Annotated in this window: 6 protein-coding genes; all 6 read left to right on the top strand. The window is 54.9% G+C overall.

Annotated features, from left to right (window positions below; all coding sequences use genetic code 11):
- Positions 1–350 (top strand): 50S ribosomal protein L7/L12 (gene rplL / locus Q0Y46_RS13785; RefSeq protein WP_366522540.1); only part of this gene is annotated, 350 nt, incomplete at its 5' end.
- Between the two features lie 121 nt (positions 351–471).
- The gene (gene rpoB / locus Q0Y46_RS13780; protein ID WP_297948204.1) at positions 472–4,734 is read left to right on the top strand and encodes a DNA-directed RNA polymerase subunit beta; all 4,263 of its coding nucleotides are present in this window, start codon (positions 472–474) and stop codon (positions 4,732–4,734) included.
- A 1-nt stretch (position 4,735) separates the two neighbouring features.
- Entirely contained in the window at positions 4,736–9,175 is a 4,440-nt protein-coding gene (gene rpoC / locus Q0Y46_RS13775) for a DNA-directed RNA polymerase subunit beta' (protein WP_295684002.1), read from the top strand.
- 65 nt (positions 9,176–9,240) lie between these two features.
- The gene (gene rpsL, locus Q0Y46_RS13770; RefSeq protein ID WP_072980597.1) at positions 9,241–9,630 is read left to right on the top strand and encodes a 30S ribosomal protein S12; all 390 of its coding nucleotides are present in this window, start codon (positions 9,241–9,243) and stop codon (positions 9,628–9,630) included.
- A 16-nt stretch (positions 9,631–9,646) separates the two neighbouring features.
- Complete coding sequence (gene rpsG / locus Q0Y46_RS13765; RefSeq protein WP_297948199.1) at positions 9,647–10,123, top strand: 30S ribosomal protein S7; 477 nt, start codon at positions 9,647–9,649, stop codon at positions 10,121–10,123.
- Between the two features lie 601 nt (positions 10,124–10,724).
- The coding region (locus Q0Y46_RS13760; RefSeq protein ID WP_297948207.1) for a LamG-like jellyroll fold domain-containing protein at positions 10,725–20,799 on the top strand (10,075 nt) is incomplete at its 3' end.

Here is a 20,799-nt window from a genome sequence, read left to right as displayed (position 1 = left end):
TGGGCGATCAAATCGTTGGTCTTACCCTTCTCGAAGCCAAGGCTTTGGCTGACTACCTTAAGGAAACTCACGGCATTGAAGCCGCTGGTGGCGTCGTAATGGCTGCCCCGGCCGCTGGTGCTGCTGCTGCTGAAGAAAAGACCGAATTCGACGTCGTTCTCGTCGAAGCCGGCGCTCAGAAGATGCAGGTGCTCAAGACCGTTCGTACCATCACCGGTCTTGGCCTTAAGGAAGCTAAGGACCTCGTCGAAAAGGCGAACAGCGTCGTCAAGGAAGCTTTGCCGAAGGCTGACGCTGAAAAGCTCAAGAAGGAACTGGAAGATCTCGGAGCAAAGGTCGCTCTGAAGTAATGCTTCCCGTCCATTAATTCTTAATACCAATCGCCTGCACACTGGTGCGGGCTTTTGGTGTTTTTTCGTCTTTTGATCCTTTTTTTAAAACCAAGCTCTTCACACGGATGAGGTATTTCAAATGACAACGGAGCGAAAAAGCTATTCCTCCAACAAGTTCCAGCTGGAACTCCCGTACCTGATTGAAGTCCAGAAGGCTTCATACGAGCAATTCCTTCAGGCCAGCATCCCGCAAGACAAAAGGATGAAGGTTGGCCTCGAGCGTGTGTTCCAGGATATCTTCCCGATCACCGACCTCAAGGAACTCTTTTCCCTCAAGTACGAAGGCTATTATTTCGGCATTCCGAAATACAGCATCCCCGAGTGCCGCGAACGCGGCCTGACCTACTCCATGGAGCTGTTCGCCAAGCTTTCCCTCCAGATTTTCGAGGAAGACGGCGAAGACCGCAAGCTCAAGGAAGAAGTCAAGAACGACGTCCTCATCTGCGAACTCCCGATCATGACTGAGAACGGGACGTTTATCATCAACGGCGCCGAACGCGTAGTCGTCTCCCAGCTGCACCGCTCCCCGGGCGTGAGCTTCGACGAAGAAATGCAGCCCAACGGCCGCTCCGACTACAAGAGCCGTATCATCCCGCACCGTGGTGCCTGGGTTGAATTCAATACCGAGGGCGACACCCTCTACCTCATCATCGACCGCAAGAAGAAGATTGCCGCGACGGCCATGCTCCGCTGCATCGGCTACGAGACCACGCAGGACATCCTGAACCTCTTCTACAAGAAGACCGAGGAAGTCTCCGTGCAGGAACTCGCGAACGTCCTCGACGAGAACGGCGAAAAGTCCGTCCTCATCGACCGCATCGTCTTCAACGACGTCGTCGACGCCAGCACCGGTGAAATCATCATCGAAGCGAACACCGTCATCGACGACAAGAAGCTCGAACGCCTCCTCGAAAGCAGCGTCGACCAGATCACGCTCCTCTCGAAGGAAGAAGAAAACCTCCTTATCCACTACACCCTCGCTGCCGACAAGACCAAGTCCCGCGAAGACGCCCTCAAGGTGATCTACTCCGTGACCCACCAGCAGCAGGAAGAAGCCCCGAACCTCCAGACGGCCGAAGCGTTCTTCAACGCCATGTTCCTCAACGACCCGCGCAAGTACGATCTCGGCGAAGTCGGTCGTTACCGCTTGAACGCGAAGGTCTATACGTCCTTCATCCTTTCCATCCTCGCCGAACAGGGCCCGGAATTCAAGATGCCGAGCCTCACCACGATGACGATGAGCAAGGCGGACTTCCTCGCGATTATCGAATACATGGTCGGCCTCTACAACGGCTCCGAAGGCTACACGCTCGACGATATCGACCACTTGGGCAACCGCCGCACCCGTTCCGTCGGCGAACTCCTTGCCAACCAGATTTCTGTCGGTCTCTCCCGTATGTCCCGTGTCATCCGCGAGAACCTCTCCCTCCATTCCGAGGAAGAGCAGCCGACTCCGCGCGACCTCGTGAACACCCGCATGGTGTCCTCCGTCGTGCAGGCGTTCTTCGGTTCCAGCCAGCTCTCGCAGTTCATGGACCAGATGAACCCGCTTTCCGAACTCACGCACAAGCGCCGTCTCTCCGCTCTCGGTCCCGGTGGCCTTTCCCGCGAACGCGCGGGCTTCGAAGTCCGTGACGTTCACTACACGCACTACGGCCGCCTCTGCCCGATCGAGACTCCGGAAGGCCCGAACATCGGTCTTATCAACTCGCTCGCCTCTTACGCAGTGGTGAACCACTTCGGCTTCATCGAAACTCCGTACCGCATCGTCGGCCTCGTCGACTTCAAGGATGTGAACGGCAACATCGTGAAGTTCCCCGAAGAAAAGTGGCACTTCGGCATTTTCAAGGGTTTCGTTCATGACCCGCACCTCTTCGTGCAGCTCGAGCTCACGCAGAAGGAAAAGGACACTGTCCGCATGAACCTCGACAACCGCCAGCGCGACCTCTTCGACTGCTTTGTGAACAAGGTATTCGAAGTGAAGAACGCCGAAGGCGAAACCTCTTTCCACAAGAACGGTTTCTTGCTCGACAACTTTGACGGCAAGGCCGACTACGTGCAGGTGAGCGACCAGGTGCAGCAGGTCGTTTCCGACTACATCACCTTCCTCACCGCCGACGAAGAAGACTCCTTCAGGGTCGCTCCGGCAAGCACGGAACTCGACGAGAACAACCGCTTCAGCGATGAATACGTCATTGTCCGCGACAAGAGCGAATACCCGCACATCCGTCGCGAAGACTCCATCGCCGTGGGCGACACCGAAACCGAACGCGTCGACCTCATGGACGTGGCCCCGATGCAGATCGTGTCCGTGGCCGCAGGCCTCATCCCGTTCCTCGAACACGACGACGCCAACCGTGCCTTGATGGGTTCGAACATGCAGCGCCAGGCTGTGCCTCTGCTCCGTGCAGAAGCCCCCGTGGTGGGTACCGGCCTCGAACGCCGCGCCGCCCTCGACTCGGGTACGGTCGTCCGCGCCAAGCACGACGGCCGCGTGACCTTCGTTGACGCCCGCAACATCACGGTGCAGCGCGGCAACATGGTGAACGGCAACTTCGAACCGCTCACCGGTCTCGGCGAAAACTACGAATTCCTCGGCAAGGATCCTATCGACGAATACAAGCTCCGCAAGTTCGAGCGTTCCAACCAGGATTCCTGCATCAACCAGAAGCCCATCGTGAACGTGGGTGACTTCGTCAAGGCCGGCGACGTGCTGGCCGACGGCGTGTCCACCGACCACGGCGAACTGGCTCTGGGTAAGAACATCCTCATCGGCTTCCTCCCGTGGAACGGCTACAACTACGAAGACGCCGTCATCATCTCGGAAGAACTCGCCATCAAGGATACGTTCACCTCTATCCATATCGAAGAGTACGAACTCGAAGTCCGCGACACCAAGCGCGGCCCCGAAGAGCTCACTCGCGAAATCCCGAACGTGGGCGACGACGCCCTCCGTAACCTCGACGAAAACGGCGTTATCCGCGTCGGTGCCGAGGTCCATGCCGACGACATCCTCGTGGGCAAGGTCACCCCGAAGGGTGAAACGGAACTTTCTCCGGAAGAACGTTTGCTCCGTGCCATCTTCGGCGAAAAGGCCGTCGACGTGCGCGACTCCTCCCTCAAGGCTCCTCCGGGCATGAAGGGCGTGGTGCTTGAAACCCGCATCTTCAGCAAGAAGGACAAGGCCGACAAGAAGAGCAAGGAAAAGGACCAGGAGACTATCGACAGCATCCGCTCCAACTTCCAGACTCAGATCGACCGCATCAAGGAATCCTGCCGCGAACACTTGTTCGAACTTCTCGGTGGCAAGGCCGCCGGCAAGGTGATGGACAACGAAACGCACGAACTCCTGATCCGCGAAGGCCAGACCTACAACGAACAGAACCTCGGCCTCATCGACGTGACCAAGGTCTCCCCGCTCTCCACGTTCGTCGTCGGCGACGACGACCTCCAGGACAAGGTCCTTTCCCTCGTCCTCGTGGCTCGCGACAACCTCGACACCCTGACCCGCACGATGGAAAAGGAAATCGACAAGGTCACCAAGGGCGACGAGCTCAAGCCGGGCGTGCTCCAGTGCGTCAAGGTCTACATCGCCAAGAAGCGCTGCCTCTCCATCGGTGACAAGATGGCCGGTCGTCACGGTAACAAGGGTTGCGTGGCCAAGATCGTTCCGGTCGAAGACATGCCGTTCACCGAAGACGGACGTCCGCTGCAGATTCTTTTGAACCCGCTGGGCGTGCCTTCCCGTATGAACATCGGTCAGGTGCTCGAAGTCCACCTGGGCTGGGCTGCCAAGACGCTCGGCTTCAAGGTCTCTACGCCTGTGTTCGACGGTGCCTCCTTCGAAGAAATCTGCAAGGAACTCGAGAAGGCCTACCAGAAGAACCCGATCGTTAGCTACGAGATGGATCCGGACAACGACAAGATTATCGGTAAGGCGAAGCTTTACGACGGCAAGACCGGCGAAGCTCTCCTCAACCCGGTCACCATCGGTTACATGTATTATCTCAAGCTCGGCCACTTGGTCGACGACAAGATCCACGCACGTTCTATCGGTAGCTACGCTCTCGTGACTCAGCAGCCGCTCGGCGGTAAGAGCCAGTTCGGTGGCCAGCGCTTCGGTGAAATGGAAGTGTGGGCCATGGAAGCCTACGGTGCCGCTTACACGCTGCAGGAACTCCTCACCGTCAAGTCCGACGACGTGCAGGGCCGTTCCGCCGTCTACGACGCCATCGTCCATGGCGAAAATACTCCGGAACCGGGCGTTCCTGAATCCTTCAACGTTATGATTCGCGAAGTTCATTCTTTGGGTCTCGACATTGAGACCACTGGAGACAAGTAATATGGCTGATGAAATGATGGAACAGAAACAAAATTCTGGCGACATTTCGATTCACCTCGCCTCACCGGACCTGATCCGTTACTGGTCCTACGGTGAAGTGACCAAGCCGGAAACGATCAACTACCGTTCTTTCAAGCCCGAAAAGGATGGTCTTTTCTGCGAAAAGATCTTTGGACCTGTCAAGAACTGGGAATGTAACTGCGGTAAGTTCAAGCGCGCCCGCTTCAAGGGCGTCATCTGCGACCGCTGCGGCGTCGAAGTGACCCAGTCCAAGGTCCGCCGCGTCCGCATGGGCCATATCGAGCTCGCGATTCCTCTGACCCACACCTGGTTCGTGAAGAACCAGCCCTGTGTGATCGGCGCCCTGCTCAACCTGACCACGGCCGCCCTCGAGCACATCATCTACTACGAAAACTACGTGGTGATCGACCACGGCAACACCGACCTCAAGGAAAACACCCTCATCGACGAGTTCGAATACCAGAACCTCGTGCAGGAAGGCCGTACCTTCGAGGCCAAGATGGGTGCCTCCGCCATCAAGCAGCTGCTTGACCGTATCGACCTGACCAAGCTTTCCGAACAGCTCCGCGTCGACGCCACCGCGAAGTCCAAGACCAAGCGTGACGAAGCCGTGAAGCGCCTCAAGATTGTTGAAGCCTTCAAGAAGTCCCAGATGGAAAGCTTCAAGAGCTACTACAACAATCCCGACCCGGCTCGCGATTCCAGCAAGGCATGGCTCAAGGGCCTCGCCGAAGCCGTCGCCGCGTTCAAGATGGACTACGAAGCCAAGCACGGCTCCGAGTTCTTCCTGGCCGAAGCCTACGAGGAATTCCGTCACAAGTACCCCAACGAAGCCCGCCTGCTCGCCAACCAGCCGTCCTGGATGATTCTCGACGTGCTCCCGGTGATTCCGCCTGACCTGCGTCCGCTCGTCCCGCTGGAAGGTGGCCGTTTCGCTACTTCCGACCTGAACGAACTTTATCGTCGCGTCATCAACCGCAACAACCGCTTGAAAAAGCTCATCGACATCCGTGCCCCTAACGTGATTCTCTGCAACGAGAAGCGCATGCTGCAGGAAGCCGTCGACCAGCTGTTCGACGGTGGCCGCCGCACCGCTCGTTCGGGCGCTCGCCCGCTCAAGAGCCTTGCCGAACTCCTCAAGGGCAAGCAGGGCCGCTTCCGTATGAACCTCCTCGGTAAGCGCGTCGACTACTCTGGCCGTTCCGTGATCGTCGTCGGTCCGGAACTCAAGATGCACCAGTGCGGTCTGCCCAAGCGCATGGCCCTGGAGCTCTACAAGCCGTTCATCATCCGCCGCTTGGAAGACGATGGCTTCGTGTTCACGCTCAAGTCCGCTAAGAAGTTCGTCGATGCGGAACGTCCCGAGGTTTGGGATATCCTCGAACAGATTATCGAGGACCACCCGGTCATGCTGAACCGTGCCCCGACGCTTCACCGTCTGGGTATCCAGGCCTTCTACCCGAAGCTTATCGAAGGTAACGCCATCCGCCTCCACCCGCTCGTCTGTACCGCATTCAACGCGGACTTCGACGGTGACCAGATGGCCGTGCACCTCCCGCTTTCTTTCGAGACCCAGCTTGAATGCCGCGTGCTCATGCTGTCCTCGAACAACATTCTGCATCCCGCCTCCGGCCAGCCGATTGCCGTGCCGGGCCAGGACATCGTGCTCGGTCTGTACTACCTGACCAAGCCGCGTCCGAACCAGAAGGGCGAAGGCATGCACTTCTACGATCCGGCCGAAGCCATCCGCGCCTACGAAAACGGCGTGGTGGGTCTGAACGCCAACGTCTACCTCAAGCTCCCCGCGGGCCGCAAGATTTACATGGGCGCCCTCGAGAAGGATTGCGTGTGCGTCCGCGAAATCGCCGACGACAACGGCAACATGGAGCAGTCGGTCAAGGCGGGCGAGAAGATCAAGTTCCTCACCCTGAAGGAACCCAACGTCATCAAGACGACCGTTGGCCGTATCATCTTCAACGAATTCGTGCCGGCCGCTCTGGGCTACGCCAACGAAACCTTCGGCAAGAAGGTCATCGCGAAGTCCATCGACGACCTGTACCGCCGTACCGGTAACCGTGTGACTGTCGAATACCTCGACAACCTCAAGGAAAACGGCTACAAATGGGCAACCCGCGCCGGTTCTTCCGTGGCTATCGCCGAAATGGTGATCCCGCAGGAAAAGCAGGCCATGCTCGACGCCGCCACCGAGAAGGTCAACGAAATCCGCAGCCTCTACGAAGACGGTGTGATTACCGACGGTGAACGTTATAACCAGATCATCGACGTGTGGTCCAAGACCACGGCCGATGTCGCTGCCAAGCAGTGGGATTTGCTCTCTCACGACCGCGACGGTTTCAACCCGGTCTACATGATGGCCGACTCCGGCGCTCGTGGTAGCCGCGAACAGATTAAGCAGCTGTCCGGTATGCGTGGTCTGATGCAGAAGCCTATCAAGCAGCTCGGCGGTCAGGAAGTTATCGAGAACCCGATTAAGTCCTGCTTCCGTGAAGGCCTGAACGTGATGGAATACTTCATCTCGTCTCACGGTGCTCGTAAGGGTCTTGCCGATACTGCTCTTAAGACGGCTGACGCTGGTTACCTTACCCGTCGTCTCGTGGACGTGGGCCAGGACCTCGTCGTGACCGAACCCGACTGCGGCACCAAGGAAGGCATCGAAATTTCCGCGTTCAAGGACGGTGATGATACCGTCATCCCGCTGGAAGAACGCTTGCTCGGTCGCGCCCCGGTCGAAGACATCAAGCACCCGGTTACGGGCGAAGTGATTGTCGAAGCCGGTACGCTCGTTACCGAACGCGACCTCCCGAAGATTTCCGCTACGGGTCTCGAACACATCAAGATGCGTTCCGTGCTCACCTGCGAATCCCGCAACGGTGTCTGCGCCAAGTGCTATGGCCGTATGCTGGCGTCCGGTCGTCCGGTTGACCTCGGCGAATCCGTGGGCGTGCTCGCCGCACAGTCCATCGGTGAACCGGGTACGCAGTTGACCCTCCGTACGTTCCACATCGGTGGTGCTTCTTCCCGTCTGACTGTCGAGAACAACAAGAAGGCCTCCGTCGATGGCCATGTCGAACTCGAACAGGTCGAAACGGTTGACCACGACGGACAGAAGGTCGTCGTCTCCCGTATGGGCGAATTAGTTATTTTCGATTCCACTGGAATCAACAAGGGCCGTTACCAGATTCCGTATGGTTCTATCCTGTTTGTCGCGAACAACGACCAGGTCAAGAAGGACCAGGTCATGTTCGAATGGGATCCGTATAACAGCCCGATTATCAGCAACGTGGCTGGCCGTGTCAAGTTCGTCGACCTCGTGAAGGACGTCTCCGTCCGTATCGAAAAAGACGAAGTCACCGATGTCGAAACCTGGACCGTTATCAGCGACAAGCGCGGCAAGCGCCGTCCCTCGATCAACGTCATGGATTCGAACGGCAAGCCGGTGGGCGTTTACATGCTCCCGGACGGCGCCATCCTCACGATTATGGACGGCGCGACCGTCTCCGTCGGTCAGACTGTCGCCAAGTTGCCGCGTGCTGCCGGTAAGACCCGCGATATTACCGGTGGTCTTCCGCGAGTTGCAGAACTCTTCGAAGCCCGTACTCCGAAGAACAAGGCTTTCATTGCCCCGATCGATGGTCTCGTGTCTTACGGGCCCGAAGTCCGCGGGCATCAAGAAGTCATTATTACCCCGCAAGATGGAGAAGCCGCGAAAGTGCTGGTTCCGCATGGCGTCCATCTCGCCGTCAACGAGGGCGACCGCGTCCGCGCCGGTCAGAAGATCAGCGAAGGCTCTGTCGATCCTCATGACATTCTCGAGGTCCTTGGCCCCGAGGACGTGCAGCGTCACTTGGTGAACGAAATCCAGGCGGTGTACCGCCTGCAAGGTGTGGCTATCGCAGATAAGCACATCGAATGTATCGTCCGCCAGATGATGCGCAAGGTTCGTGTTGCAGACCCGGGTGATTCCGACCTGCTTCCGGACGAAGAAATCTCCAAGGTACGTCTCCGTGCCGAAAACGATCGTTTGATCGCCGAAGGCAAGACCCCGGCAACGTATTCCCCGATGCTCCTTGGCATTACAAAGGCTTCTCTCGCTACGGACAGCTTCATTTCTGCCTGTTCGTTCCAGGAGACCACCAAGATCCTGACCCGCGCCTCCATCGAAGGCCGCGTGGACCCGCTCTTGGGCCTCAAGGAAAACGTAATCATGGGTCGTCTGATTCCGTGCGGTACCGGTGCCCGTCATTTGAGAAATGTCGAGGTGAAGGACGCCGACGCGGAAGCGGAAGAACGCGCCCGTTTAATGCGAGTGCAGGCTGAAGGCCCCGAAAGTTCCGATAGCATTATCCAGATGATTGATAACGAAATCGGCTCTTCTGACGAGGAAGATTCGGAGAACTAAGGCTTTGTACTTGAAAACTTTGGAAAAAAAACTATATTTGCACTCCAAAATCTAGGAGATTAACAGTGCCAACTATTCAACAGCTCGTCCGTAACGGACGTGAACAGATCAGCAACAAGACCGCTTCCGTGGCCTTGAAGTCCTGCCCGCAGAAGCGCGGCGTTTGCACCCGTGTTTACACCAGCACCCCGAAGAAGCCGAACTCCGCTCTTCGTAAGATTGCTCGTGTGCGCCTTTCCAACAAGATGGAAGTCACGGCTTACATCCCCGGCGAAGGCCACAACCTCCAGGAACACTCCATCGTGCTCATCCGCGGTGGTCGTGTGAAGGACGTTCCGGGTGTTCGTTACCACATCATCCGTGGCACCCTGGATACCCAGGCTGTCAACGGCCGCCAGAACGGCCGTTCCAAGTACGGTGTCAAGAAGAAAGGTGCCGCTCCGGCCAAGAAGTAAGGAAAGGAAGTAATCTATGTCTAGAAGAAGAAAGGCTCTCCATCGCTCCATCCTCCCGGATCCGCGTTACAAGTCCACGCTCGTTACCGAACTCGTCGGTGTCGTGCTGAAGCAGGGCAAGAAGACCATCGCTGAACAGATCGTCTACACTGCTCTCGAAAACCTCGGCCAGAAGCTCGAAGGTCCGGAAACTCCGCTTGAAAAGTTCGAAATCTGCCTCGAAAACATCAAGCCGCGTCTCGAAGTGAAGTCCCGCCGTATCGGTGGTGCCAACTACCAGGTTCCTATGGAAGTTGCCCCGGACCGCGCCAAGGCTCTCGCTCTCCGCTGGCTCCTCGATGCCGCCCGTAACCGCAACGAAGCCAACATGGCCGACCGCCTTGCTGCCGAACTCGTTGCCGCCAAGAACGGTGAAGGCAACGCTGTCCGCAAGAAGAACGACACGCACAAGATGGCCGAAGCCAACAAGGCTTTCGCCCACTTCCGTTTCTAATTCTTGCATTAGCACGGAATTATCCTAGAGAAGGCTCCGCTTCAAAAGCGGGGCTTTTCTGTATGGAGAAGAAAATATGGCTGAAGAATGTGTTTTACTTCAATGTTTATTTCCGCAGTTTCATAGCAAAATAGTTTACACAAGGACCCTGCCCTGATTGCCTAAACAGTCATGTATAATATCTTTATGGCTGAATACAGTGTAATTAGTTGATTAAGAACAAGTTATACAACTAACATTTGTTTTTTTTGTATAAATTATTTTACTTTGGTTTTGCTAAAAATTATTTTATTTTTGTAGCAAAATTTTAAGTAACGTTTGTTACAAGGGTGCAATAATGGTAGGGACGGGATTTTTCTCTAAATCTAAAGTTATTTGCGGACTGAAGTCCGCTTTTTTGTCTGGAATAAGCTGTGCAATCTTGATGCTTTTTGGGGTGGTACAATCGCCTGCGGCTCCCGTAGAATCTGCCTCTGGGACGATTTATATACTTCTTGGAACCCAGGGGACTGCCGCTAATCCGTCAAGCAACCTGTCTGTAAATGCAATTAAAAGTTATATACAAGATAATATAACGGGAGGAGACACGTCGTTGATACATGTGTCCTCCTATAATTTGGGATGGAACACTCCGGCAGTCTTCGCCCGTGATAGTTTGGACTGGACATCCGGTCATTCTTTGCTCGATTCGGCACTTGCGGGCTGGTTCAAAAATACCAAGGATTCAAGGGTTTCCGCATGGAAAAAGAAAAATAGCGGGAAAAAAGTCGCAGATTTGCGTAATGCCCGTCCGGATTTGGTACCTTCACGGTTCACGGTCATTGCGGATGGTGCTGCCGGGCTTGCCGTGCGAGAATATATCCAAGGGCCAAACTACAGGGGCGATATAGCGAATGTCGTATTCCTGAATACCCCGCACGAGGGTACGGGTATAGCAGACCAGTCCTTCTTTAACGATGGTGACCTTCTGGATCGCGGGAATCCGTTAAAATATGCGGGGCTAGTCCCATTGGCGCTCGCGGCCTATATTGTCGGCGGCATGGACGGCCTGCAGGAACTCATGATATCGTTGATGAAGGATGCCGTGATGGCGCTGGCATACAATGCGGGCGATATTAACGGGGCTCTTGATAATGCGAAACTTTTCGATGATTATTCTGTCGACCGGGCTTCGTCCTGGTATTTGGCGCAGGATGCCGACAATCGAGATCCAAAGTACAAAAACTTAATCAGTCAACATGGTGCGGACTCGTTACTCGGCAGCACGCAGTTGCTGAACTTGGGTTCGGTCAGGAGCGGCTATTCGCACCCGAAGTACAATGTGGTGTATTCCTATGGGTTGCCGACAATCGGTAACGGTCGCCGCACCTTGGATGATTTCGTTGAACAGGCGAAAAACCATATCCCGATGGATAAGGTGGCCGGAGCTTTGGCAGACACTCTCAACGCAAGGTTCGGGGGTGTCGCCGATTCTGCTAAGGCAACTCTCCGGGCCATGGCCGATAGTGCCCTGAATGGTCTGGATTCGTCCGAATGGGCAAAGAATTTCGGTCAATATATCGATAAGTTCCAAGATGTGAAGATGGCGCTTGATGCTGTCGCGGAACTCCGTACGATGAAATTCAACAAGGACGACCTTCCCGGTACAGTCTACAAGCTTTTGCGCTTTGTGAACAAGTATATTCCGGATGAGTACAAGTCCGAGATATTCTCGCTGTTCATGGAATACTTTACGCCGGAAACGAAGGAGACGCTTGCCACTGCAGGAGAATGTCTGCTTGGTGGTGGCTCGGTCAAGGGCTGTGCCCGTGAAGGCATGAAGGTTGTCGCGGCGAACCTCGCGAACTACTCGCTGAACTTCCTGGACGAGGGCCTTTTCGATGTCCCGCTCAACAGCGCCTCGGGCGAGAATGTGCGTGCCTTCAGGGAAGGCGGCGCGACACGCCTTGGCGTCAATCTGGATGACATCATGGATTCTTCCTGGCCTACACAGTATTCCTCGTTCAAGACAGATATAAAAGGCCTCGAGGATTATCGTGATCTGCTTTCAGATGTGGGTGAATTGGAGACGGACCGCCGGTTGGTAGATCTCGCGCTGAACGTGGCCTGCGAGATAGTGTCCAATGCCAATGCCGCTTACGGAAAAATCTGCAGTGCGGCAGAATTCGCGACGAATGTGGTTTTGGTAGGGGCCGTGTCGTACAAGATTCATAAGGTTGCCGATAAGAGCGGTGCACTCAAGGCTACGCGTGCCCTGTCCGCGGTTTCGACGGTGGTTCCCTTGCGGAACTACTCGGTGCGCCTCTATCACGGCGATTCCGTTCCGGGGGTATCCTCGGACATGGAACAGATGCTGTTCGGGCAGCCTTCGATTTCCATCGCGTCCGTGCGCAATGCGGGTAGCGACACCGTGGTGGTTCCGATGTTGTTCTCTGATTCAACGTGTGATACCTTGGATATTGTTGACAAGAACCATCTTTTCTCGGCTTGTCCTTTTGCGGCTCCGGCGGCGACAGAAATGCCCCTGTCTGCGTTTTCGGCCACCGCCCCGGATGGGTCGTCGATGTACGTGAAGGACGTCGCCTATGGCGCCGACGGTACGGCTCGTGCGCGTTATGGCAAGCTTGGTTTTTTCACGACTCGGAATGCTATCGAGGAGATGCGTTTCCGCATAGACGACTTGCAGCCGGATAGCCTGAGATGGATCAAGTTCGACTTCAATACGCGAGTCCAGATAATTTACGAACGTCGCGATGCCTCTACATGGTTCGTCTATTTTGAAAAATCCTACAAGCAGGATCCTCCGGTGGATACTCTGCATGTTTCCCCAGTGAGAGACGACGGTCTGTTCGTATTGCGACCGGAAGATGTCATCAATAAATATAATTCAACACTCAAGGACAGTAGCGGTAGATACGGTATTGCGGGGCTCATGGAAGATGGCACGAACATGGTGTACGTGTCGATGATGAATAAACTGGGTTGGACAACTTCGGCCAACTTCTCATTCTTCCGGCAGGCGACAGAGCCGAATTACGACCTTGGGTGGCCCGTCGGTTTTGCCCACCTATCCAAGCTCTCGCACGTTACGGCGTTTGCGAATGACGCGGCCTATAAAAATCAGAGTGGACTTTCCCTCAATTCGCTGCGGGTCTACGTCTCGAAGGTCGGGCTCCTTAATTCGGAGAAGGATTCCGCCGATGTCGACTTTGTGCAACTGCCCAGGGATACAAGTGACAATTCGACGGAATGGAAGGGCTCCGTGGATCTCGACACCGCTCTGAAAAACTTGGACATCAGTGCCGAGGGCGAATACCTGCTGGAATGGCGGTTTGAATTTATTGATATGTCCGATAGTGTGCAGATATACTGGAAACGTGCGACCATACATGTGGATACCACCGGACCGCAACAGCAATTGCTTCTTGCCAATAAAAACCTTACCGGGACCGCGTCCGACGGGAAATGGGCCGAAGTGGTTGCGACCGATTCCCTTGCGGAACCTGTGCGCGCCATGCGTGCGCTCGCGATTGATGCGCAGGGCCATGTCGTAAGGCTGTTCAACAGGACGAGGGTTTATTCGAGGCGCTTCGGGTTCGGCTGGGCCCCCGGCGCGAAGCCGCTGGCCCAGGGCAAGTACACGCTGCTTGTCCAGTCGTTCGACTTCGCTGACCCGGATTCCGCGGCCTATGCGAATCTGCTTAACATCACCGACTCCGACACGTCCGTTTGGGACTCCGTTCTGAAAAACGGGTCGTTTAAGTCGTCAGGCTTCAACGGGACCACGTTGAGGGAAACCTTCTGGGTAGACAATACGGCTCCGTCGGTCGTGTCCGGCTCCGATTCCTTGACCACGGTTCCGGATTCGCTGGCGAGCGGATGTGGACACTCCAGAATATCGGGTGGTACGAGCGTGCTCAACTCCTGCAACCTGGCATCGCTCTCGTTCCGCGTGCACGAGGACACTCTTGGCCGCGATACCCCCGAAGTGAAGGTGGAGGTGGTGTTCGAGGATTCGGTGGCGCATAGGAAGGTCTCCTTTGAAGGAACCCTGCCGATGTACAGTTCAAACGAACTCTATACGTTCGAGGAGACACATGCGAACAGGCTGAAGGACGGCGTGTATTCCATAACCGCAAGGCTGACTGATCCGGCCGGGAACGTGTCGACGACGAGGGTGAATAACAAGGTCATTGTCGACAGGACTGCACCTTCCGTGTACGATGTCTTTGTGGGCACGGCTTATGATTCCATAGCGGAACTGGGAACCCTTGCTGGCGATGTCGCGCAGAACATGGATGACCCTCGCAATGTCTCTACGCTATGGTGCGAACGCAAACTTGACGTGCTCGGGATATCGACGGGCTGGAAACCAGCCGATTCGCTGACATTTACGTCGGGCGCGACACAGAAAAAGCTGCATTTCGGCATCAAGGACCTTGCGCAAGGCAAACCGGACGGGAACTGGACTGTCCATCTCGGCTGCTACGATGCCGCGGGGAATTTCGGGACGGGACTCAGCTTCTTCGGAATGGGGGCGCGTTTCCCGCGCATCACGTTCCCCGTTGATACGTTGAATTCCTTCTATTACGGTCGCGTGCTAGTGAAGGGCATCGCTCCGAACCCGGTTACGCACGGAGATGGGAGCGACCAGTACGGGTCTTTCGAACTCTCGTGGAAGGCCGATGGCGATTCTGTGTGGCATTCTGACGGATTCGAGTATCTGTCGTCTGGGGCCTGGAATGACAAGGAACGGGATTTGGCCATCTGGACGCTCGATACCGTGCCCTCCGGCGTCGATACGCTTCGCCTGTCGGTGCGGGCGTGCGATACGTGCGCCTGGGTGTCGACCCTGCAAGAGGTTTTTGTCTATGCCCAGATAGATTCTCTGTATCCCGACACGAGCGAGATGAAAATCCGGATTTTTCTGCTAGATAGCACACATTCCGTTGGAACGAGTGACAGTATGCTCGTTGAGTTGGACCATGTGACCGATACCACAGCATGGAAACTGAAAGGGTCAATTTATGTGCGTTCGCAGTTCGACTCTTCTATGGTCGAGGCGACCAAGTTCACCTTTGACCCCGCGGTCGTTTCGCCGTTCCAAGGCAAGCCTGCAAATCTGGACAGCGGTCTCTACATTTGGCAAGAGAATGGGCTTTGGAACGTGTACTGGGTCGGAACACCCAAGGGTACCATCATAGATACGGCTTATCTCCAGCAAAAGTCATTGGGCTTAGCCCCTGTGCCAGCACCCGATACTGTAAAACGCATGGTCCCGAAGCTCACCTTGAGGTATCTCGGTTCGTCGATAGTTACGACGGATACAGTGTTCACAATGGCGGACATGGACTCTAGTGCGATGGGTTCCGTAGAAACGGGCTCAATAGTCGTGCCTGCGTACGACCGGAGCGCGACATGGTGGCTTGACAGCCTCGGCGGTAGTCCTCTGCACATACAGTTCCGCACGGATTCCTCGTTCATCGTCGATGTTTCCAGTGTCGAGTCGACGGACAGTCTGGTATTCTGTGGTAAAAATGCACGACCCGCATACGATGCGATATCGTCGTTCATGGGAGTGGGGATGGTGTACGTGCATCCGTGGCAATACACGATGCGTGTCGTCTGGAACGGCTATACTGACGGCGGGATGGAACCCGGTGGCGATTCAGCCTATGCCAAGGTAGTCGCGTACAGCAAGGCGGACCCTTCGCAGATAATTACGGATTCTATTGCGTGGCTGTTGGACCGTGCGGCGACCAAACTTGAAAAAGGAACAATCCTTACGAATACGCTGTTCTTAGACTTTGACTTTTCTGATACGCTGCCTGTAAAGCGCGAGGAAATCCTGTTCAAGTATGGCTTGCATGGGCAACCCGCCTATGTGACGGAGCAGGTTGTCGATTCGAAGGATCAGGTCGTAATGTCTTTCAAGCAGGATACATTAATTCCGTCGGGCCCCTCGAATGATGCGAATAAAATCAGTTGGAACGGGGTGGGAGCCGATAACACAGTGGCCTCCCTTGGAAACTACATTTTCCGTGTAATCGCCTGTTCCGACTCCCCCTGCGTGAACGCAGTCGATACTTTGAAATATCCTTTCTCGCTGGATACTCGCGAAAATTTTGTGGAAGATTCCACGGGAATTGGAGGGACTGGAGGCTCCGGGACTGCGGCCGGGCAGTATCCGTCGGTGCTCACCATGGATGAGGCTCACCCCGATTCTCTTGGCTACTTGCGCTATGAGGGCAGCATAGACTATCTGATGAGATCCCATGCCGAAGTGCGGCACCTGCCTGAAGAAGAGAGAACTATGTATTACAAGTGGAAACCGTGGAGCGATGTCCGCCAAGATACTATAGCGTCGCAAAAGTACGCCATCTACGAGAAATACCGCTACAGCGTGGGCATCCGCAGGCACAGGGACAAGTTCCCGGTGACGATTGCAGTGCTGTTGGCAACACAGGCTGTTGAAGTTTCTACAGCGGGACCATTTATACACCATACTTGCAGCAGCAGAGGACAGAATTTCCCCTATAGGATTGTTTATTTTAAAGCCGATATTGAAGAGGGAAAAGATCTTAATTTGGATGTGACCTTGGGGCCAAAGTTCGATATAGTAGGTTATAATGCAGAAAATGGTAAACCAATTCCAGCCGTCATGGGCATAAAAGTGCTGCCAATAGATGTATATGATAGTGCCGCTACTCGGGCGGATACGGTATACAAGATTGGAAATGTGTTGCGGGCAGAAATTGCTGGTGACGTTGATCAAGATTGGGACGATCAAGATGCTAGTGCGCTACACATAGATTTTAGTATAGATGAAATTTGGAATCTTTCTAGAACAGAGGCAGAACAAGCTGAGCTATTTAAAGAGCAGACAGAATTGAATAAATGGTTCAAAAATTATGATCGAGTGCCTTATTGGGAAACGGGACGTATGGTTTTATGGGACACTCTTCCGGAATTTGTGATGCTTTCGCGTGTAATTAAAGAAGGTGCTGCTATTCCGTCTTGCTCTGTGGATACTTCTGCCACGGAGGATGATAGCCATTTTGTATGTGGAGCGCCTAACGTGAAGGAGGAGATTGCAGATACCGCAGGTAAATTCTTACAACTATTTAATCCTCATTACGATATGCTGGATGTTAATGTATTATATCTGTTTGAAAGAACTGTAATGAATAGAGGCTTTGCGAAGAAGGACTTTAGTCCACCAGAAGGATGCTATTCTTATTTGAAGTCGGGCACTGATATCGGGTTTACATTGAAAATCCATGCAAAGTCAGATTACTGGGATCCACCCTGGGGTTACAATAACCTTGCGAATCGCTACGTGCGCTTTGATCCGACAAACTCGACCTTGTTCGGTAACGGAGGGTATTTCTGGACCAACTATAGCGACGATGTGAAAAAGCCCTTGTCTCCCGCAATGAAAAACCATTACGGGACTAATGGTTGGGAATTCAGTTACGACGATGATAACTCCCGTATTACCGCATTCGAGGCGGAACGGTTCCCCATGCGGCAATCGGGTATGAACCCGCTTTGGTTCGGTGACGAGATAAATACTGGTAATAGGGATTCCCTCTATCTATCAAAATTTGCCATAACATATTTCAATGCAGGTACCACTATCCCGTTCCGGACAGTGGCGAAAATGAATAGAGTCGTTAAAAAGACTGTCAACAGCACTGATGCTACTGCAAAGCAGGATAACTGGGTGAATGCGACGTGCGATATCAACCCGCTGGACATCGGCTTCGTTGTCGCTCCCGCCATGTCGCCTAATCAAGCTATCATTATTGATTCAAATGCGTCAACTCCTTATCCATTCCGTGGGAACATCGACGCTCTTCGGCGCTCTCCGGGAAACAGTTATGTATTCTATCCCGATTTGCGTTCCCGTATCCATGTAGGGACGGGTGACTGGGACGATTCGCTCTGGACTGCAAAATATGTCGTAACGACAGGAGCAGTTCCGTTGATTCGCAATCCTGTTACTGACGTGTCGCTTGAATTCATAACCGCGAGTCCTGTGCCCATCCCGTCAGTAAACTTGCTGGACAGTGTTTGTCGGTATGTGTTACGGCCGGGGGATACTGCAAACGGTTATTGGGTTGTTCCCAAGAATTCCATTGATTCGGTGAATATTGGCAAGGGCAAGTTCATATACTCGTCGTATAACGCGACGAATTCTGGCTTCATTCCTGTCGTGACGGATTCTACCGGGTTGCGGCTCGTAAATAGCGGCTGGGACACCCTGAGGGTGACCGGTGGCGGCTGGACCCTCCGCAATCCAGGTGTCAGGGACACGCTTGCGCTGGATTACGTGTTCTCTGCAGACGGGACTATCCCGGTAAACATGAAAAACAGTAACCATTCTGTCCCGCTCAGGAACGTCCTTGCGCAGAATAATGCCGACACGCTCTTGGTGGATCCGTGGGTCAAGGAAATGGACGTGACGCTTGATTCGCTCGTTTATCGCGACGACACGCTTGCCGATACGGCGCAGCAAAGGCACGCCCTTCTTGATGCAAGCTACAACGATACGACCAGGTTGTTCGACGTCGAATGGAACGGTGTGGCCCCGACGTTCCGCATGAACGAAATCGCGACATTCCGTGGGCGTGTGCCCGGAGATAAAGCTCCCTGGAGACTCAGTTATGTACACGGTAGCTACACGTACCCTGTCGCAGAGGGTGTGCAGGATACCGTGCCGGTTACGGAACCCTTCCCGATATTGACGAGGTTCAACATGAACCACTTGCACGGCAACGCGAGTTTCTTCCTCATGTGGGGCGGCGGCAAGGCCGGAAAAACGCACTACCGCAAGCTGGACCTGCTCGTGGGCAATCGCGTGAATCCATCTGACAGCGTCCATGTGCAATCTATGTATGCAAACGTCGGCGCGGATTTCGTGCCTGGGGCGTGGGGGGCTGATCCGGTCGACGTGACTGTGCGCAGCGTCTCGCCGAACGAATACGTGTACCGTACGTTCAAGAACCTTGCCGTGACGGGTCCGATGGTGGAAATCCTGCCGTCGCACGATTTCGGTGAGGACGACAGTCTGTGGCCCATGGTCAGCGTAAAAATGTCCAAGGCCGATGTGGACGCCACCAAAAAGGACGTCTCCGAACTCGCCATATACAAGCCCGATACGGTGGCGCGCGAGATTGTACCGCTCACGCCGAGTTGGCAGGAATGTTACAAGGTGGACCCCAGTGGCGACATCCAGGATTCCTGCAATTCTTCTGGAGGGTGGGACTACGTATTGCTCAGGGCGAAGACCCGCACGTTCTCTGACTTTATCGTACTCGATACGGCGTCGGCGACTTCGTACGAGCCTGTTGTTACGCCTCCCGTACCGGATACGCTGATTTGTGCGGAACCCATGCTCGATACCGTATGGGCGGGTACGTACAACGGAAGGCTGGAATTCGCGAATCCCTGTGTTGGTCGCGCCAACTATTTGCTACAGCTCCGCGTTGGCGGGAATGTTGCCGCCGAGCACCAGGGCGTGCTCTCGGGCCCTGCAATCGCGTGGGAGGCCCGCCGTGGCGACATCTGGCTGCCTGCCGACGTGTACACTTCCCGCATCGACATCCACGGTGTGGACGGTTCGGCAGAACACTTCGCCGGCCCGATGGTTCGCGTGGACTCGGTCCGGCCCTGGGTCTCGTATGTCGACATCGCGGTCGCGGACGGCGACAGTGGTTCCCGCATATTGCTCGTGTCCACGTCGCTCGCCGATTCCATCAGCGGTATCGCGAATGCCGTCGTGGACGTGCGCTATGGCGGCTATGTCGTGGAAAGGCGCGTCGTACCTTACGGCGGTGCCGCTGACACCTCGCTTGTGGAGCAGTTTGTCCTGAGTCCTTCGCTACTCGCGGCCTGTACAGGCTGCCGTGCGACTGTGAACGTGCGCGTCGAGGATATGGGTCACAACTATGTGGAGGAATCTTGGCGCTCGAGACAACTTTATCCGTTCCCGTCGTCGCTTGTGCTGTGGTACCCGATGTCGGAGGGTAGCGGAAATGTTGCCCATGAAATGCTTGCCGGGTTGAATTTGCCGCTCGATAGCGTGGCGACCCCTTGGGCGTATGGCGGCAAGCTCTCGCTAGCGTATGTAAGTGACCATTCCATGCCTTCGGACTACCTCTTCTCTAATTTTGAGACACCGATGAGTGTTGAGTTTGAAGCCATTGTCAACATACGGTCGGGAAGATTGTTTACCTGGAGAGGCAACTTGACCAATTTGACATTGGGGATCGAGAACAATAGATTCTATGTGGATGCGGGCAACGGCGCAGTGGAATTATCACATGTCGTTGGCGAAACATCTTCCAAGCATTATATATTCGTGCTTGATAGTACCAATGTTACCTTGTATGTAGATGGAAAACTTGTTGGATGTGAAGCGCTTCCTGGAGGTTTTGCAATGCGTGGCACGGGGCGTCCGGTACTAGGACGCGATAGCGGAGAACATTCTGCATCGTTCCGTATGTCGGACCTGCGCGTGTACAATTCCGCACTCACTGAAGAACAGGTGCAGTTCTTGCAGAATCTGGACAGCCTGCCCCCGTACAGGGAACCCGGCGATACTTCCTCAGTCGATACCTCCGTGGTTGATACCACTCCGGTCTCGCTCGCGGTCCGTGCCGTGGAACTCG

The organism is uncultured Fibrobacter sp., assembly GCF_947305105.1.
Lineage (GTDB): Bacteria > Fibrobacterota > Fibrobacteria > Fibrobacterales > Fibrobacteraceae > Fibrobacter.
The sequence above is the reverse complement of the archived record's forward strand: the minus strand, read 5'-3'. Positions and strand labels throughout refer to the sequence as shown.